This window comes from Streptococcus acidominimus, from assembly GCF_001921825.1.
Taxonomy (GTDB): Bacteria; Bacillota; Bacilli; order Lactobacillales; family Streptococcaceae; genus Streptococcus; species Streptococcus acidominimus.
The window spans coordinates 16,307-36,098 of the sequence record NZ_MSJL01000023.1 but is presented as its reverse complement, the minus strand read 5'-3'; the positions used below and the strand labels follow the sequence as shown (position 1 = coordinate 36,098).

General features: G+C 43.6%; 14 protein-coding genes. 2 read left to right on the top strand and 12 right to left on the bottom strand.

Annotated features, from left to right (window positions below):
* The coding region (locus tag BU200_RS06065) for an IS3 family transposase (protein WP_142237006.1) at positions 1–242 on the top strand (242 nt) is incomplete at its 5' end.
* A 245-nt stretch (positions 243–487) separates the two neighbouring features.
* Here BU200_RS06065 and BU200_RS06060 read toward each other — a convergent pair.
* The 12 genes from BU200_RS06060 to BU200_RS06005 form a co-directional block, all read right to left on the bottom strand.
* The gene (locus BU200_RS06060; RefSeq protein WP_075099322.1) at positions 488–742 is read right to left on the bottom strand and encodes a DUF896 family protein; all 255 of its coding nucleotides are present in this window, start codon (positions 740–742) and stop codon (positions 488–490) included.
* 8 nt (positions 743–750) lie between these two features.
* Complete coding sequence (glyS, locus tag BU200_RS06055) at positions 751–2,790, bottom strand: glycine--tRNA ligase subunit beta (RefSeq protein ID WP_075099321.1); 2,040 nt, start codon at positions 2,788–2,790, stop codon at positions 751–753.
* Position 2,791: 1 nt separating this feature from the next.
* Positions 2,792–3,709: a glycine--tRNA ligase subunit alpha gene (gene glyQ / locus BU200_RS06050; protein WP_075099320.1), complete on the bottom strand. Its 918-nt coding sequence runs from the start codon at positions 3,707–3,709 to the stop codon at positions 2,792–2,794.
* Between the two features lie 1,569 nt (positions 3,710–5,278).
* The gene (locus tag BU200_RS06045; protein ID WP_075099319.1) at positions 5,279–5,980 is read right to left on the bottom strand and encodes a methionine ABC transporter permease; all 702 of its coding nucleotides are present in this window, start codon (positions 5,978–5,980) and stop codon (positions 5,279–5,281) included.
* 1 nt (position 5,981) lies between these two features.
* The gene (locus BU200_RS06040) at positions 5,982–7,046 is read right to left on the bottom strand and encodes a methionine ABC transporter ATP-binding protein (protein WP_075099318.1); all 1,065 of its coding nucleotides are present in this window, start codon (positions 7,044–7,046) and stop codon (positions 5,982–5,984) included.
* Positions 7,039–8,406, bottom strand: coding sequence for a M20/M25/M40 family metallo-hydrolase (locus BU200_RS06035; RefSeq protein ID WP_075099317.1), 1,368 nt, complete (start codon positions 8,404–8,406; stop codon positions 7,039–7,041). Before BU200_RS06035 ends, BU200_RS06040 begins: the two co-directional genes overlap by 8 nt.
* A gap of 1,101 nt (positions 8,407–9,507) precedes the next feature.
* The gene (locus BU200_RS06030; protein ID WP_075099324.1) at positions 9,508–10,353 is read right to left on the bottom strand and encodes a MetQ/NlpA family ABC transporter substrate-binding protein; all 846 of its coding nucleotides are present in this window, start codon (positions 10,351–10,353) and stop codon (positions 9,508–9,510) included.
* Between the two features lie 304 nt (positions 10,354–10,657).
* Positions 10,658–12,106, bottom strand: a complete 1,449-nt coding sequence (gene gtfA, locus BU200_RS06025) for a sucrose phosphorylase (protein WP_075099316.1) — start codon at positions 12,104–12,106, stop codon at positions 10,658–10,660.
* Positions 12,107–13,073: 967 nt separating this feature from the next.
* Positions 13,074–13,904, bottom strand: coding sequence for a carbohydrate ABC transporter permease (locus BU200_RS06020; protein WP_075099315.1), 831 nt, complete (start codon positions 13,902–13,904; stop codon positions 13,074–13,076).
* Positions 13,905–13,915: 11 nt separating this feature from the next.
* Positions 13,916–14,788 (bottom strand): carbohydrate ABC transporter permease, encoded by an 873-nt coding sequence (locus tag BU200_RS06015; RefSeq protein ID WP_075099314.1) that lies wholly within the window; start codon positions 14,786–14,788, stop codon positions 13,916–13,918.
* Between the two features lie 553 nt (positions 14,789–15,341).
* Complete coding sequence (locus tag BU200_RS06010) at positions 15,342–16,577, bottom strand: extracellular solute-binding protein (RefSeq protein ID WP_075099313.1); 1,236 nt, start codon at positions 16,575–16,577, stop codon at positions 15,342–15,344.
* 14 nt (positions 16,578–16,591) lie between these two features.
* Complete coding sequence (locus tag BU200_RS06005; RefSeq protein ID WP_075099312.1) at positions 16,592–18,760, bottom strand: alpha-galactosidase; 2,169 nt, start codon at positions 18,758–18,760, stop codon at positions 16,592–16,594.
* A 113-nt stretch (positions 18,761–18,873) separates the two neighbouring features.
* Here BU200_RS06005 and BU200_RS06000 point away from each other — a divergent pair, with 113 nt between their 5' ends.
* Entirely contained in the window at positions 18,874–19,710 is an 837-nt protein-coding gene (locus BU200_RS06000) for an AraC family transcriptional regulator (protein ID WP_075099311.1), read from the top strand.
* The last annotated feature ends 82 nt before the right edge of the window (positions 19,711–19,792 follow it).

Here is a 19,792-nt window from a genome sequence, read left to right as displayed (position 1 = left end):
ATTTTACAACACAGGCTGGCATCACTCTATCCATGTCACGAGTTGGGAAATGTATCGACAATGCACCAATTGAAAGTTTCTTTGGGCATTTCAAGACAGAGTCTTATCATCTCAAGAAATACAAGACTTACGAGGAGCTAGTCGCAGATGTGGAAAGCTATATCCAGTTTTACAATACACAACGTTATCAAGCTAAATTAAACAACCTGACCCCTTGGGAATTCAGGAATCAGGTTGCCTAATATCTTTTATTATTTGACTGTCTACTTGACAGGGAGCAGTTCACAATTTCGTTTGTTTTTTGATAATTAATACTCTATAAAAATCAAAATCTGACTAGGCAATGAAACCGCAGGTAAAACTCTGTTCTTTCTTGTTTTAAGGGAACAGGCTAAAAACCTCCACTGGAGCTTTTTACTCAACAAGGCGAATTAACGACGTCAGATTTTGATTTTTGACGAGTATAAGGCTTTGTATCCTGAATAACTTAACTTAGGTCATCTAGGCTTCGACCGTGCAAGCCTTTTTCGCGCTGCACCTGTTTGAGTTTCTCTGGTGTCACGTCGTTTCCGTCCTCATCAACGATCTTGATGCCCTCAATATGGGCACGGACACTGCGACGGTAGCCTTCAATATACTCTTCACGAAGGGCTGCCTGCTCTTTCAATTCCTCTTCGGTCAAACCAACCTCTTTTTTCTTTTTTGCCAATTCATTGATTCGATCAATTTTTGCTTGTTCCATCTTCTCTCCTACTTGGTATTAATTTGGTTAAATTGCGCAACCCGTTGCGCCTTAGCTGTCAAGGTTGCAAGCAAGGCTAAACGGTTGTTCTTCACAGCTTCATCTTCCACCATGACCATGGTATTGTCAAAGAAAGCATCAATAACAGGCTGAAGGGCAAAGAGTTGATCAATCCTAGCTACCAAGTCTGCCATAGGCTCAAGCTGCCCTACCCTTTCTGCCAAGACCTTTTCTTCTTCATTTTCAAAGAGGCTACTATCAACCACCATACCTGCTCCTGCTTTTTCAGCTAGGTTAAAGACACGAGACAGGCTCTCAACAGCTGGTTTAAAGGTTGCAGTCTTAGCACTTTCTGCCAAGAGACGGGCTGTCTCTACCATGTCGCCAACTACAAAATTAGTGCTATTCAAAACAGCTGTCACCATATCTTTTGGCACGCTCTTGTCCATCATTTTCTCCACACGCGCACGGAAGAAATCAAGGACCTCTGTCTGGTGTTCGTAGGTAAGGCTATCATGCTTAAGCGCAAAGAGTTTTTCCACTAATTCATCGATCGCAATCATCCAACCAAAGGCCTCTAAAATCCGTACCACGCCTTGGGTTGCACGGCGAAGGGCATAGGGGTCATTTGAACCGCTTGGAATCAAGCCGACAGAGAAGAAGGACAAGATGGTATCCAATTTATCCGCAAGGGCAAGGACGGCACCTACTTTCGTCTCTGGCAAGTCTCCATCTGCACTGGTTGGCAAGTAATGCTCCCGAATTGCCGCTGCAACAGCTGGTGTCTCACCTGCAAGAAGAGCATATTTTTCCCCCATGATCCCTTGCAACTCATCAAATTCACCGACCATACCCGTCAAGAGATCAAATTTGTAAATCGCTGCTGCACGCGCCAAGTCTGTTTTTTCCTCATCAGAAAGTCCTGCTTGGTCAGCTAATAAGCTACTGATGGCAGCTGTACGACTCATGTGTTCATAAAGCGAACCGATCTTCTCATGGAAAGTGACTGCTTTCAAGCGTTCTACAAGGTCTGCAATCTGTAATTTTTGGTCTTCCCGCCAGAAAAACTCTCCGTCTTCCAGACGTGCCACTAAAACTTTCTCATTTCCCTTGATGACATTATCCAGAAATGCTTCATTTCCATTACGAACCGAAATAAAATTCGGCAACAACTTACCAGCCTGATTGCGGACAACAAAGTAGCGTTGGTGATTTTTCATCGAAGTGACCAATACTTCTTCTGGTACCTCTAGGTATTTGGCATCAAATGCCCCCATAAAGGCAGTTGGGTACTCCACCAAGTTCAATACTTCATTGAGTAGGTCTTGATCGATCTCAACAGCTACATTGCGCGCTGCTTCAATCGCCTTGATTTGCTCCACAATCATCTGCTCACGCTCATTACTGTCTGCAATCACAAATTCCTTGCGTAAATCTTCTTCATAGCTGTCTGCACTAGCAATTTCCACCTCCTGACCGAGGAAACGATGCCCGCGACTGATACGACCTGATGAAATATCAAGGAAGTCCATATCAAGTGCCTCATCATCTAGCAAGACTGTCAAAGTATGAATAGGACGGATATATTCAAATTTATTTGAAGCCCAGTGCATGCTGACAGGGAAGGTCATTGCCGCCAGTACCTCTGGTATAGCCACCAAAACTTCTTTGGCTGATTTTCCTTGTTCATGCTTGGTTACATAGACATACTCTTCCCCTTTGATTTCACGGAAAGTGATGTCATCGGTTGTTAAACCTTTCCCACGAACAAACCCTTCAGCAGCCTTGGTGAAGTGACCGTCAGCATCCAGAGCAATTTTCTTGCTCGGTCCCTTGAAATCTTCCGTCAAATCCTCCTGCCGGTCTGCTAGACCACGCACTCGGACTGCCAAACGGCGAGGCGTTGAAAACATCTGAATATCTTCAAATTCCAAACGGTTGGTTGCTAAAAATTGCGCCATTTTGTCCCGAAGTTGAACCATAGCAGGTGTTACAATGTAGGCTGGGACTTCTTCTAAACCAAGTTCTACCAGTAAATTTTTTGTCATCTTATTCTGCCTCCTCTGCTAATAATTGCGCTCTTGTTGCTTCATCCAATAACGGATAGCCAAGGCGTTTTCTTTCTGCCACAAAGGTCTTGGCAACCACGCGTGCTAAATTTCTAATCCGTGCGATATAACCTGCCCGCTCTGTTACCGAAACCGCTCCCCGTGCGTCTAACAAGTTAAAGGTATGGGAACATTTCAAAACATAGTCAAAGGCAGGATGAACCAAGTGCTCATCAAGGCAGCGTTTTGCCTCTATTTCAAACTTCTCAAAGTTGGTTAGCAACAAATCTTGATCGCTGATTTCAAAGCTGTATTTTGAATGCTCATACTCTGGTTGGAGGAAGATTTCCCCATATTTAACCCCGTCAGCCCAATCAATATCATAGACCGAATCCACCTCTTGAATGTAGGATGCTAAACGCTCTAAGCCATAGGTCACCTCGGCAGTAACAGGGCCTGTCGTAAGACCGCCAACCTGTTGGAAATAGGTAAATTGGGTAATTTCCATTCCATCAAGCCATACTTCCCAGCCTAGACCAGCTGACCCAGTAGAGGGATTCTCCCAGTTGTCTTCTACAAAACGAATGTCATGCTCCAAGGGATTGATCCCCAAGCGCTCGAGCGATTCCAGATACAACTCTTGGATATTGCTTGGACTTGGTTTCATGACTACCTGGAATTGATGGTGCTGATAGAGGCGGTTCGGGTTTTCTCCGTAACGACCATCTGCCGGACGACGGCTTGGCTCTACATACGCCGCATTCCATGGCTCAGGACCAATAGCACGTAGGAAAGTGTAGGGACTCATGGTTCCCGCACCTTTTTCTGTATCGTATGCCTGCATCAACATACAGCCTTGTTCATTCCAAAATTGTTGCAAGGTCAGAATGATTTCCTGAAAGGTTAGTTTCTTGCTCATTTATTTTCCTCCATTTTTAAAATTAGCATTCTTGGGATATGCATTTTTGATAGCTGGTCTGCTAGCAAAAACACAAATATCGTCTATGAACATCAAGATATTCAAACAGGTTCACCTAGCTGACAATCAGCCAGACGAGTGAACAAGCAAATCTTGACTTTACAAGAGTATCAAAAAACGCGCCAACACTCCTATGTTTCCATAGGGGCGTTGAGACGCGGTTCCACCCTGATTTATGACTTCATTTGTTCTTAAAATGATACTGAAAGCGCCAATCACTCTTATTTCCGTCTGGCTCCCACCACCCCAAACTCGCTAAAGGCTCTACCAAGTGACCCTCTTTCTTATCTGCTAGTATAGCAGAAAATTCCGCTACTGTCTATAAAAAATTCATAGGAGTTAAAAGTTCCTATCCTACTTAACGATAGTGACCAGAACTTCACCTCGTCTGGATTGTCCCTACTGTGCCTCACTCTGACAAGGTCTCCAAAAATACGTAAAACCGTAGCGGATACGCTTAGGAGTTGCTTAACGTCCTCGTATCTTATGTAATTGAACTCGAGCTACAAACTCACTGACAAAGCGTCGTCAAAAAGTTGAGTAAACTTAGAAAACATCACAGTAGGCATCTGATTGTCGCTAACACGCCAATCTAGTTGCCTTTGTGGGGATCTCACTACGAAGCTAAAACTTCTGTTCGGCCGCCTATTTTGTCTAGGAGTTGCTTCCACAGTCTATGAATAGACTGTGGAAGGTTGGAGATGGAACGAGTGAAACTCGTGTCAAACGCTCTCGTATCTTATGTAATTGAACTCGAGCTACAACTCGCTGACAAAGCGTAGTCAAAAAGTTGAGTAAACTTAGAAAACATCACAGTAGGCATCTGATTGTCGCTAACACGCCAATCTAGTTGCCTTTGTGGGGGTCTCACTACGAAGCGAACCGCTTCTGTTCGGCCGCCTATTTTGTCTAGGAGTTGCTTCCACAGTCTATGAATAGACTGTGGAAGGTTGGAGATGGAACGAGTGAAACTCGTGTCAAACGCTCTCGTATCTTATGTAATTGAACACGCCCTAAACTCTGTGCGAAAAAGATAAATCTTCCTAGAGTCTAATGACTCTTCGTTAGATTTCCTATTTTCGCTTTGAGTTTTTAACAGGCTTTGTATCTTGGGTAATTGAACTCGGGCTACGAGCTGTACAAAAAAGATAGATTTCCTCGTGTTCGTGGAACACAGCGTCAATCTCCTATTTTTGCTTTGCTCGCTTCAACAGTCTAGGGATAGACTGTTGAAGGTGGGAGATAAAACGAGTGAAACTCGTGTCAAAGATCCTCGTATCTTATGCAACTGAACTCGGACTACGAGCTGTGCAAAAAAGATAGATTTCCTCGTGTTCATGGAACACAGCGTCAATCTCCTATTTTTGCTTTGCTCGCTTAACGTCCTCGTATCTTAATGCAACTGAACTCGAGCTACAACTCGCTGACAAAAAGATCAATCTCATTGGGTGCAAGACACCCTGCTTCGATTGCCTATTTTGTCTAGGAGTTGCTTAACGCTCTCGTATCTTATTTATGACTTATTTTTCGGGTGATGAGGTCTCCGGCAAATTGGATGATAAAGATAAAAATGAGTATAAGGAGGGTGGCAAGGAAGGTGACGTCATCATTTGAGCGTAAATAGCCGTAGGAAAGGGCTACCTGCCCCAAGCCACCTGCCCCAATGGCGCCTGCCATGGCTGTATAGCCGACAAGGGAAATCAAGGTCAAGGTCGTCACTCGAATCAAGTCTGGCAAACCTTCGCGGAAGTAGACCATGATCAAGTCACCAAAGGTCGCACCAGAGGCTTGGGCTGCTTCGATTACTCCACCGTCCAATTCAGAAAGAACCACTTGAACCTGACGAGCAAAGAAAGGATAGACCGAAAGGGATAGTGGCACAAGGGCAGCATTCATCCCAATCGAGGTTCCAACGATAGAGCGTGTGAGCGGCGAAATAGCCGAAAGCAAAATGATAAAGGGAATCCCACGCAAGATGGAAGCTACCTTATCCAAAATCCAAAAGACCACACGATTTTCTGCGATTCCCCGCGGGCCTGTTAAGACGAGAAACAAGCCTGAAATCAAGCCCATAGCACCACCTATTCCAAAGGAAACAAAGGTCATATAAAAGGTACTGTAAATAGCTGTTCCCCAGCCAGTCTGACCTCCCCACCCCATTTTGTAAATATGGGGGAAATTAGCCTGAATCCACGACAGTAATTCATTCATCCTAGTAATCTCCTTTCAAAATCGTCACTTCTACATTGGCAGTGGTAACGGCTGTTAGAGCTTCTTGGAGTTGCTCCCGTTGGCCTGATAAGATCAGCACCATTTCTCCGACAGGCGTATGATCTAAAATTTCAATGTTGCCATACAAGATATTTGCCGATACTTGGTAGGTCTTATATAAGTCGTTGATAATAGCTGTATCTGTCGCAGAACCTGCGTATTTAAACTGAACCAAGAGGCTATCTTCTGGCAGATGTTTGACAATATCTTGTTGATAAATTTTCACCAAGGCTTCATCAATTCCTGTTGCTGTTTTGATAAAGTCCTGTGTCAGTGCTTCTTTTGGATGTGTAAAAATCTCCAAAACAGACCCTTCTTCGATCAAGCGTCCATCCTGCATGACTGCGACGCGGTTGCAAATATCCTTGACAATCTGCATCTCATGGGTAATCATGACAATGGTCAAGCCTAATTTTTCATTGAGTTCCTGCAAGAGCGCCAAGATTTGCTTGGTCGTTTTGGGGTCGAGGGCAGAAGTCGATTCGTCAGAAATCAAAATCTTGGGATCATTGGCAAGGGCACGCGCAATGGCTACACGTTGCTTTTGACCACCAGATAGCTGGGCTGGATAGTTCTCCGCCCTATCTGCTAGACCAACCAGATCCAAGAGTTTCGCCACTTTGGCCTTCTTTTCTTCTTTAGACAAACCAGAATGTTTGAGTGCAAAGGCAACATTTTCAGCAGCTGTCATCTGCGCCATCAAGTTAAAATGTTGGAAAATCATCCCAATTTCACGGCGCTTGCTCCTTAGTTGAGCCGCATTTAGGGTGACCTTATCACCTTCAAAAATTACATCATCATTGATGCAAATACGACCAGCCGTTGGCACCTGCAAGAGGTTGATTACTCGAACCAGAGTTGATTTCCCAGCCCCTGAATAGCCAACAATCCCATAAATATCTCCTTGTTCAATATGAATTGTAACATCTTTCACCGCTTCAATAGTGCGTTTTTTCTGATGAAAGGTTACATCAATATGATCTATTGTAATAATCTCCTTACTCATAACTTGCAATTAACTCCTCTACTAATTCGATATGACTGTAATAGTCTGCAATGCTAACATTTTCATCTCCTGCGTGATCCCTACTATTGGCATTTCCCAGACCAAATCCTGCAATGGGAACTCCCAAGGCATGGAAAACCGTGTGCATCGGCCCTGTCCCGGGTGAAGTCGGAAGCACCGCAACTCCCTCCGGGGTCAAGCGTTTAGCAAGCTCAATGACATTGAGAATAGCTGGTGCAGACATGTCGCTACGGTAGCTCATTTCCCCAAGGGTAAAGGTCACTTCTACCTTATCAAAACCATGTCTCGTCAAATGCTTGCGAATCTTATTCAAGACATTATGCGGTTCTAAACCCGGTACCAGTCGGACTTCCATTTTAGCGCTAGCCTGAGCAGGGATAATGGTCTTCACACCCTGACCTAGGTAGCCTGTGGAGAAGCCCTCAATCGTCAGAGATGGCTCAAAGAAGAGGCGTTTTAGAAAAGCTCTTCTTTCTGTCACTAGGGTCGGCAAGGTCAGACCATAAATATCTGTCACCGACTGACTTGTCGCCAAAGCAAATTCTTCAACCAAGGCTAGTTCACGTTCATTCGGTTCTTCCACCTGCTCATAAATGCCATCTACTAGGATCCTGCCGTCATAATCCCGCATGGACTGCAATGCAGCCATCAGATACCAGCTAGCCGAGTCAATCACCCCTCCATAAGAAGAATGAATATCCAAGTCCGCACTCTTGACCGTCATATCAAAGGTCACAATCCCCTTGTTACCGCCTGCAATTTCTAACTGCCCCAAAACATTTCGTGCGCCCTGCTCCCAGACCAGTAAATCAGCTCCAACCAAGTGAGACTGGTACTTTGCTAGGTATTTGTCCAAATCAACTGATGCTGATTCTTCGGCACCCTCCATGATAAAAATGATATTGACAGGAAGAAAATCCTGTCTAGCTAGGTATTTTTGAACAGCAGAAAGACGGGCTGTAATATGCCCCTTGTCATCATCTACTCCTCGACCGTAGATATAGCCGTCCCGTATGCTGACCTCAAAAGGCTGACCCGTCCAAATCTGATCCGCATCAGCAGGTACTGTATCGTAATGATTATAGAAAATCAAGGTCTTGGCATCTGGCACAGGACTGGAGAAGGTTGCCATGACAAAGGGAGCAGCATAACTATCGTCTAAAATGACCTCCGCTCCTGCTTCCTCGAAGATTTCTTTCAGATAGGTTGCCACCTCTAGAAGCCCTATCTGCTGCGCAAAGATCGATTTCTTGGCAATCAACACTTTTAACTTTTCAAAATAGGCTTGTGTAATCACATCTGCCTCAAATTTTCTCATTTGCTCCGCTCGTCTTGACATTACTTGTCCTCCTAGATTGCTCCTGCTAGATATGGTCATTTCGTTTATATTTTGTAATTGAACACGCCCTAAACTCTGTGCGAAAAAGAGACGTAGCTGTTCCAGTTTTAACTGGTTACAGATATGGCTACCTTCAGGGGTAAATCTTCCTAGCTCTAAAGGTATGGGATACCTTTAGAGGCGGGAAATAGAAGTTTGCGAAGCAAACTCCCCCTAATCTCTGCGTCAGATTGCCTAGTTTGCCGTAGCTGTTGTACTTTACAGATATGGTAATAACAGTCAGGGAAGTGACTGTTATTACATGAAGAAGTGCGCTGTGTGCTTTTAACGTCCTCGTATCTTAGGTAATTGAATTCAGCCTAAAACCTCGGAAAATAGATAAACATTCCTAAAAGCTACGCTTCTTCGTCATGTTTCCTAATTTTCAGTCGGTTTTTTAACGGCTTCACATCTTAACTGAACACGCCCTAAACTCTGTGCGAAAAAGAGGCATAGCTGTTCCAGTTTTAACTGGTCACAGATAGGGCTACCTTCAGGGATAAATCTTCCTAGCTCTAAAGGTATAGGATACCTTTAGAGGCGGGAAATAGAAGTTTGCAAAGCAAACTCCCCCTAATCTCTGCGTCAGATTTCCTATTTTCGCTTGGAGTTTTTAACGTCCTCGTATCTTATGTAATTGAACTCGGACTACGAGCTGTGCAAAAAAGAGACGCAGGTGTTGTAACTTTAGTTACTTACAGATGTGGCTCCCTTTAGGGATAGATTTCCTCGTGTTTGTGGAACACATCGTCAATCTCCTATTTTTGCTTTGCTCGCTTCCACAGTCTAGGAATAGACTGTGGAAGGTTGGAGATAAAACGAGTGAAACTCGTGTCAAACGCTCTCGTATCTTGACGTAATTGAACACGCCCTAAACTCTATGCGAAAAAGATAAATCTTCCTAGAGTCTAATGACTCTGCGTCAGATTTCCTATTTTCGCTTGGAGTTTTTAACGGGCTTTGTATCTTATTGTACCACATTGCTTCTGCCGGGCATACTTTTCCCCATAGGATGTGAATTTAAAATGCTATGGGGAAGACCACCACAGCACTTTCTATTTTTTACCAAACTGGTTCGTCCATACCGTCAGAAGATTCTTCAACGACTTTTTTCACTTCATCTGTATGAAATGCCTTGACTAATTCTTTAATCGCAGCTGCTTTCGGTGATTTTTCCCAATCGCTTTTAGCTGCAATCAAATTGTACCATTGATGTGAATTTTCATCTTTTTGCTCTTTGTAAAGGGCATTTTTATAGTCCAACCCAGCTTCGAGTACGAAGGTGTTGTTGACAACGGCTGCCGCAACAGATGGGAGTGAGCTTGCTGTCTGGCTAGCATCCAATTCTGTCACTTTTAATTTTTTAGGATTTTCTTTGATGTTGACGATCGTTGCTAACTCCGTACCAGAGACATCCAACTTAATCAAACCTGCGGATTGAAGCAGATAGAGGGCACGGCTTTCATTGGTTGGATCATTCGGTACTGCAATTTCAGATCCCTCAGGGATTTCATCAACAGATTTGTATTTATTTTTACCATTTTCTGTACCAGAGTAAAGACGAATCGGAGCGATATAGGTATCCGCTACTGCCACCAAGTCTTCTCCGTTTTCCTTGTTCCAATTTTCCAAGAAATTATAGTGCTGAAAGGCATTGATGTCCACTTCACCCTCTGCGACTGCTTTATTAGGCTGTGAGTAGTCTGTGAATTGAGTGAACTCTAGTGTCACCTTATCCCCAAGAAGTTCTTTCACCTTATCCCAACGCGCTTCTTCTGAATCACTCATGCTCATCACACCGACACGGATAAGATTAGCATCTTTTGAAGCACCTGACCCACATGCTGCCAAGGTTAGGACTGAAGCAACGGCTACGGTTGCTAAACCAACTAATTTTTTCAATTTCATCATCTATTTACTCCTTCATCATGAACTATACATAGCTTATCACAGGCGCAGGTATTTGACCAATATATAAATCTTATGTTGCTCTTAAAAAATTTTTATAGACTTTTTGTAAAGTCCATAGCCTTAGACTATACCCTCCAACCCTGACAACATGATGTTGATTATTGTGGAGTATAACCATTCAAAAACAAAGGAGAGGCTAGAACTTTTTTTGCAGTTCTAACCTCTATTAGCTTCTTAGCTTCGCAGGGTATTTCCCAGCCTACTGTTATTCTTCATTGAATATGAAGCGTACAGCATTTAGTTACAGGGAAATATGTAGCTCTTCCCCCTCTACTCTTTCAATTATTTCGAAGGTCTTATCTTTCAAATTCGCTGTCAGCTGGGCAACAATTCCCGCATCTTGATTATCCCATGCAATGCGAAGAGTGTGGGCGTCCATCATTTGAACAGCAAATTCACCGTCAAAGGCTGGACTATTGTTGCGGAATTTCAACAATTTAAAGAGCGACTGAACCACCGGACGTTGGACTTCCCGTTCGATTTCGTCCACATCATAATAGTGGCGGTTGATATTGCGCCCCTCCTTAGATGATTCCAGCAGTTCAATGTCATTTTCCCCTGCCAAGAGACCGACATAGTAGATCTGTGGAATACCGGGAGCAAAGCACTGTAAGACGCGCGCTAGCAGATAGGCTTGGTCGTTATTGCCCAATGCCGAGTAATAGGTACAGTTGATTTGGTAAATATCCAAGTTGTTATAGGCCTCGGTGCTGTAAATCTTCTTGACATTGGCACCTTGTGCATAGAGCGCTTCACGCGTCGCTTCCGTCTCTTCATCTGTTAACAGATCCTTGACATCTACCACTCCAATCCCATCGTGGGTATCAAGGGTGGTAAACTGCTTCCGTGGACAGATTTCCATCCAGTGAACCAGACGATTAACATTGCCAGAGTACAGGGCATGAAGAACCAGCATTGGCAAGGCAAAATCGTAGACGTAGTAATCTTGCGCTGCGATTTTCTGTTGGATGGTATAGTGTTCATGAATTTCTGGTAAAATCTCGATTCCCTGTGGCGCTAAGAGATTACGTGGAAAATGGAGCATGTCCCAAATGTCTGGCTCAACGAAGAAGCAGTTGGTGCCGATTTTCTTATTAGCGTAGGCAAAGGCATCCAGACGGATAATTGACGCACCATGCTTGGCAAGGTTTTCCAAGTTTTCTTTTATAAATTGGCGGGTTGTCTCTGTCGTCACATCCAGATCAATTTGCTGCTCATCAAAGGTACACCAAACTTTTTCCTCGCTACCATCTGCAAAACGCGCTATACGGTAGGGTGCCCGAGGCTTGCGTTTATAAATTAGATCCACATCCTCCTGACTTGGCTCACCGTTGGGCCAGAAGTTCTTGTAGCGGATAAATAAGTCTGCATATTTAGAGGCATCTTTTTTCTCTAAGAAGTCTAGGAAGTAGGGGGATTTGGCTGAAATGTGGTTGATCATGAAGTCAAACATGAGGTAGTAATCCTTGCTAAGAGCCTCAATGTCTTCCCAATCTCCAAAGGCAGGATCAACCTTGGTATAATCCATTGGAGCAAATCCGCGGTCACCTGATGACGGAAAGAATGGCAAGATATGCACTCCGCCGACTGTATCCTTGAGTGATCCCTCTAAAACTTTTTTTAAATCTTTGAGGTTTTTCCCTAGACTGTCCGAATAGGTAATCAACATGGCTTGGTTTTTTATTTTCATAGGTTTCTCCTTACTTATACGCATTAAGCACCAATGGCTGTGTGTCATCTCTTCGTTTATCTTTTCTAGTCATTTAGTTTATCTTTTATTACTTCGTTAACTCGTGTCAAACGCTCTCCTATCTTGGGTAATTGAACTCGGACTACGAGCTGTGCAAAAAAGATAGATTTCCTCGTGTTTGTGGAACACAGCGTCAATCTCCTATTTTTGCTTTGCTCGCTTAACGTCCTCGTATCTTGGGTAATTGAGTTCAACCTAAAAGCTCGGAAAATAGAAACACAATTGTTCAACTTTAGTTGCTTCCACAATCTAGGAATAGATTGTGGATGGTGGGAGATAGAACGAGTGAAACTCGTGTCAAACAGTCTAGGAATAGACCGTTGAAGATTGGAGATAGGACGAGCAACGCTCGTGTCAAGTGTGGCTACCTTTAGGGAATAGGCTGAAAACCTCCACTGGAGCTTTTCACTCGTCAAAACTCCCATTTTTGCTTTGCTCGCTTCAACAGTCTGGGAATAGACTGTTGAAGGTCAGAAATAGAACGAGTGAAACTCGTGTCAAACGCTCTCGTATCTTACGCAACTGAACTCGGACTAAGCACTGTGTGAAAAAGAGACGCAACTGTTGCAACTTTAGTTGCTTACAGGTGTGGCTCCCTTTAGGGATAAATACTCCTAGAAGCAGTTGCTTCTGTGTCGTATTTCCTATTTTCGCTTTGAGTTCTTAACGGGCTTTGTATCTTATGTAACTGAACTCGAGCTACAACTCACTGACAAAAAGATCAATCTCATTGGGTGCAAGACACCCTGCTTCGATTGCCTATTTTGTCTAGGAGTTGCTTAACGCTCTCGTATCTTACGCAACTGAACTCGGACTAAAAGCTCGGAAAATAGATAAACATTCCTAGAAGCTATGCTTCTTCGTCATGTTTCCTAATTTTCAGTCGCTTTTTTAACGTCCTCGTATCTTATTTTACAGATCCGCTGGTCATGCCTGATATGATGTGTTTTTGGAAGATGAGGTAGACGATAAGGATCGGGATGATGCCGACAACATAGGAGGCAAAAGATGGTCCGTAATCGCTGAAATACATGCCTTTGTAGTTGTACTGGAAGAGGGGCAAGGTCCACATGCGTTGGTCACGGTTGAGGACTAGGAGGGGTAAGAGGAAGTCATTCCATACCCAGAGAGCATTGATGATGAGAACGGTTGCGTGCATTGGTTTCATCAAGGGGAAGATGATTTTCCAATACATGGTAAATTTGTCACAGCCATCAATAGCTGCTGCCTCATCCATTTCTTCTGGAACAATGGTTTTGATATAACCGACATATAAGAAGAGGGCTTGAGGAACAGCGTAGGTTAGGTAGAGAATGATCAGCCCGATAATATTGTTCAAGCCTAGGCTAGACATCAACTTGGTCATCGGCAACATGATGACCTGAAAGGGAACGAAAATTCCGATAATCAAAAAGAAGTAAATCATGTTAAAGGCTGTTTTCCGATTCATTTGACGGGCTACGGAAAAGGCTGCCATTGGAATGACTAGAATCATCAAGACAACTGCAACAATGGTAATCATGGCTGAATTGCCAAAGTATTGTACTACACCGTCCTCAAAGAGCCTACTATAATTATCAAGGGTAAACTGTTTTGGTAGACCAAAGAAGTTGCTGGTAATTTCCTTGGTCGGCTTAAAGGAGCTGATGACTGTCACTAGAAGCGGAATAAACATAAAGAGAATGCCGGTACAGAGAATCAGATAAACCCACCAATTTTTTTGTTTTGCTTTGTTCATAAGAGACCACCTTATACTTCAAACTTTTTGGAAATCTTCATCTGAACCAGTGAAATCACAATGATGAAGAGAAAGAGGATGACGGCAAGGGCATTGGCATTTGAGAATTTATTATGCACAAAGGCATAATTGTAAACCAAAAGTCCAAGCGACTCGGTCTTCCCATCTGGACCGCCGCTCGTCAGGGCGAAAATGAGGTCAAAGGCTGTTAGACCTGATTTCATTGCCAAGATAAATACCATACTGATAGACGGTAACAAGTAGGGTAATTCAATGTTAAAGAATTGCTGGCTACGGTTGGCACCATCAATAGCTGCCGCTTCCTTGACATCTTCTGGGATGCTTTGAAGACCTGATAGGAAAATGATGACCGGCATTGCAAGTCCTTGCCACAAGGCTACAAAAAGAACCGCAGGAATAACTGTATTTTCCTTGACCAAGAGATTTTCTTGGAGCCATTCTAGATGAAGAATCTCACCAATTTGGGTAAAGCCGTAGTTAAACAATTGTACAAAGATCAAACCGAGCGTAACGGTTGAGAGAACAGCTGGGAAGAAATACCAAGTTCTGAAAAAGCCAACTGCCTTGATTTTCCGATTTAGCAGGGTCGCAAGCCAAATGCCCAAGACAATTTCTCCTACGACTAGCCCGATGGTGAAGAGCACTGTGAACGTCATACTGGTATAGAAATCAGGATTCTGTAAAATATCGATATAATTTTGAATCCCGATAACTTGGTAGTTCTTGGAAATCCCATTCCAGTCGGTCAGACTGTAAAAGATACCCGTAAACAAGGGATAGAAGAAAAAGATGAGCTGTAAGCCAATGGGTACTGCTACAAACAAGTACGCCCAATACTTGGCTAGAAATCCTTTTTGATTCATTGTCTGTTCTCCTTAACATTTAATATAAGGCATTGAGAAAACCATCTCTCGCCTTTTAATACTCGTCAAAAATCAAAATCTGACGTCGTTAATTCACCTTGCTGAGTAAAAAGCTCCAGTGGAGGTTTTTAGCCTGTTCCCTTAAAACAAGAAAGAACAGAATTCTACCTGCGGTTTCATTGCCTAGTCAGATTTTGATTTTTATAGAGTATAAAACTGGCTTTGGACAAACCAATTTTAAAAGACCAAAAATCGGTCTCTATTTCCGAATCGTCTACCCTAATACTAGATAAAACCGCTAAAAATGCAAAGCATAGCATGAACATCCGTATATGTGAGACGACAACATCCACCGTAGCTACGACAACATTGTTCCGCTTCAAAATTCAAAACGAGACCTCATCAAGATCCGTTGACGAAGTCTCATCTTGATTTTCGCAGAAGATTATCGTAAAACGAATAGCTTGCTACTTTATAGATAGGTAGTAACAGCCAGAGAGGTGACTGTTACTACCTAAAAGAGTGGGCTGTGAGTATTTAACGGGCTTTGGATCTATTTCTTCATTGGGTCAAAGAAGGCATTCAGATCTTTAACCAATTCAGCTGAATCTGGTTTTTTAACTGTTTCCACTGTGATATTCCAGAATTCATCTTCTGATTGCCATTCACTTTGAAGCCAAACAGCGTGTTTGTCTGTAAAGGCATACTTGGTGACACCCTCTGTCTCCTTAAATTTACCTTCTGTTTTCACCCCTTCAACAGAGACAGGCGAACCGTCTACATCATAGTATTTTTGAAGAACTTCTGGACGAGAAAGGTATTCAAGGAATTTTTTCGATTCTTGCGGATGTTTTGATGTTGCACTAACAGATAGCGCAAGGTCTGCTGCTCCAACCGTGAACTCGCTACCTTCTTTATCACCAGGGAAGGCAAACATGCCGTATTCAAATGCTGGGTCCTGCTGGTTCACAGCTGTGGCTGCCCAGGTACCTTGAGGAAGCATGAGGGCATCTCCTACTGCAAATGAAGCAACTGCATCTGCATAAAGAGCACCTGCAAATCCTTTTTGACCATTATCTGTCAAGAGAGCTAAGCGTTTTGTCACAGCCTTGGCATTGTCATCATCTTTGACACCGCCTTTTGGCGTACGGATAAGTAAGTCCTCTGCTCCGTCAAATCCGCCAGCAACCGTTACCCATGCCAATTGATGGTAGCCATTTAAAGACCAAGCATCATTTAGAGAAAGGGCAAATGGTGCCGCCTTACCATCTGACTTAATCTTTGCGACCAGTGCTTCAAACTCGGCATAGGTTTTCGGAACCTCCAAGCCTAATTCCTTGAATTTGTCCTTGTTGTAGTAAATTCCGTAAGCATTGGCTGTCAGTGGTAAGGTGTAGTTTTTCCCATCCACTTCGTATGGAGTAGTTGCCCCTGCTTTCAAATGATCTAGTCCTGCTTCCTTGTCTACTTCTAGGAAGCGACCATCTGCTGCGTATTCCTTAAAATCCGCATTTTGAGGATAGATATTGATCACATCTGGCGCTTCATTGTTTGCCATCCGCGTTTTCAAAACAGTTCCTGCATCTGGTACATTGGTAAACTTGATCTTGACATCTGGATTTTCTTTTTCAAAATCGTCGATGATTTCTTGCAGAACCTTTTGCATTTCTGGCTTTTGTGAGAAATACTCGATTTCAACCTGATCGCTGCCACCTGCACTGCCACAGGCAACAAGGAAACTGGCAAACGCACAAACAGTAGCACCTTTAAGCAATGTTTTCATTTTCATACAATAAACTCCTCCTATCGTTTATTAAAAATATATTGTACACTAAAGTAATCTTTTTGAACATACGGCATAGTCAAGCCAATGTTCATCAGTTCATCTCCGTAGAATGTCTCACCTAAGCATGGACAATCATATTGAGCTTCTGGGTCTAAGCCTTTTAGGCGAACCTGAATCAAGGGAGCTTCTGGCTGGGCCAAAATTTTGACAAAGGTCAGAACAGCCTGACTGCGATCCTGATGAACAAATAGGGTCGATTGGGTATTGCTCGTCTTGGCTAAGCGGTACAATTGACCATTTTGCACGGTTTCCCGTATGCCTTTATAGGTCTCGACCTGCTCACTGATCGCTTGGATTTCGGCTGCTTCTAAGCTGGTCAAATCCAGCTCATAGCCAAAGGCACCTCCCATCATGGCGACATTCCCGCGAGTTTCAAGTGGTGTGACACGTCCGACCTGATGGTTTGGTACAGCCGACACATGGGCACCGATTGAGTTAACTGGGTAGATCAAGCTCGTTCCTTCCTGAATAGACAGACGACCGATCGCATCAGTATTATCACTCGCCCATGCCTGAGGCATATAGTAGAGCATTCCCAAATCATTGCGACCACCGCCGCCTGAACAACTTTCAAAAAGAATGTGGGGAAAGCGGGTCGTCAAGGCTTCTAAAATGCGGTAGAGCCCCAGCATATAACGATGGTGAAACTCGTAACGTTCTCCATTTGCCAAACTTTCAGGCATGCTGGTAATATTACGATTCATGTCCCATTTGACATAGGTAATATGAGCAGATTCTAAAATCTTAGCAACCGAGTCAATCACGTAATCACAGACCTGATCTTGTGATAAGTCTAGCACCAACTGTTCGCGGCTGTAAATCGGATCACGTCCCGTTATCTGAATGGCCCAGTCAGGATGCTCGCGGTAGAGCTCGCTATCGATCGAAATCATTTCTGGTTCAAACCAGAGACCAAATTCCATCCCCAAGTCATTGATGGCTTGGGCTAAGCCCCCTAGACCATTTGGCAGCTTATGACGATTGACAAACCAATCTCCGAGAGAAGATTCATCATTATCACGACAGCCAAACCAACCGTCGTCAAGAACAAACAGTTCCATGCCTGCTTGGCTAGCTGTCTGTGCCAATTCTAAAATCTTTTCTTCTGTGAAATCAAAATAAGTCGCTTCCCAGTTATTGATAAGGATTGGTCGCACCTTATCTACAAAGGAACTTCTAACCAAATGACGCTTGATAAAGGTATGGCTAATCTGGGTCATAGCTGTCAAGCCTCGATCGGTATAAGATAGCAAGGCTTCCGGCGTCTGGAAGGTCTGATGAGCCTCCAACTGCCAGCTAAAAGCCTGATCATTCAAGCCGATTCCCCAGCGGGTATGATGAAGGGGGCTCGTCTCTGCAAAAGCCTTAAAGTTGCCACTATAAACCAAATGGGCTGTATAGATTTCACCGCTGTCTTCGGTGATTGCTGCGTCCGCCAAAGCAATAAAGGGGGTCTGTGAATGCCCTGAAGCACCCCGAACACTACCAATTTCATAGCGACCACTCGTCAATGGAGTTCTTGTCCATTCCTTTTCGTGACCATAGCGCCCCATCAGACTATGGACGACCAGATCTTTCCTTGGCATATCGAGGGTAAAAGAGAGGCATTTCTCAATCTTGGTCGCATGTGCTCCTGTTGTAATCCTAGCCGAGCGAGCAAGGAAATTTCCTTCTTCAAACACGCTATACAATAGTGTCACCCTAATCTCTGTCAACTGATCGTAGAGATCCAGTTCGAGCGTTTCCACCTCATCTTCAGTGGCAAAACTGCTTGGTAGGCCTTCCAAGGCTGGTTTGCCCTTGTAAATCCGATGCCCTTGATACTTCAAATCAAGTCCTACTCCAAAGCTATTTCGAAGCTCCACACTTGCCTCTCTAAAATCACCCAGACCATTGCTGCTATACTCTAATGGCAGAACATCTAGCGAAAAGGTGCGATTCCCAGAGATTGGACTAGGGCCAAAGGCACGATCTAGATATGTCATTTTGTTACTTGAACTGAAATGATTTACTCGCTTACCAAAGTAACGATGGACTAATTGCTGGTTCTCAAGGACTTGCATCACATAGGAAAACTCCCGTGTCTGTAAGTGAAACAAGCCGTTTTCTGCATAAAATCTAATCACTTTTTCTCTTTCTCCTATCTTTCTTACAGGAACAATTATAGCAAATGAAAGCGTTTTAAAAAATAGAATTATGTCACCAAGACATGGTATAATGTTTCCTAAGAGGTGAAAGAATGAATATACTGAATACCTACTATGAACTTGAAGGATACAATGTTGACCTGAACGTCGACCACTACGGAGCAGAACAATGCGATAAGAACTATTCGTTTGGTCCATCGATTCGTGACAATTATGTCCTACACTTTATCGTGTCCGGAAAAGGACGCTTCACTGTCAAAGGCAAGACGACAGAGTTGCAGGCGGGCGACTTGTTTATCCTTCCACAAAATGAAGTGACGCTCTATCAGGCAGATGCAGAAGAGCCTTGGTCTTACATCTGGGTAGGCTTCAGTGGCACACGCGCCCAAGCGATTCTACAACAGACAACCTTGCTCGATCAGTATTTCCTGCACTCGACCCTCCATTCTCCTATTTTAAAGACCATGCAAGCCATCACCGAGAGCCCTATCCACAAGCTCAACATCATTACGGAGTTGAGCCTTGTCGGACAACTCCAAACCCTACTAGCGCATCTGATTGCTGAATTTCCAAATGAAGACCTCTATAAAGCCAATCATCTGACCCAAAACTATGTCCAACAGGCCATCAAAATGATCCATAACTGCTACAATTCCCCCCTCAAGGTCGCTGAAATTGCAGAGAAATTATCCTTAAATCGAAGCTATCTCTACAAGATTTTTAAGAAAGAAACGGGCTATTCGATCAAGGAATACATTCTCCAAGTCAAAATGGATCGTAGCTGTGAACTCCTGCTTCATCCCGATCTTAGCATCACAGAAGTGGCATACTCTGTTGGCTACGTAGACCCCCTAACCTTCAGCTCCGTCTTCAAACACTATTTTCATATCAGTCCTAGCGAGTACCGCCGACAGCATAAACAAGCGTAAAAACTCAAGGTACTACCCTCGTCCGCACAATTTCTAATACCATCATTTTATTTTTTAAAAACTTGTAAAACAAGGATACTTA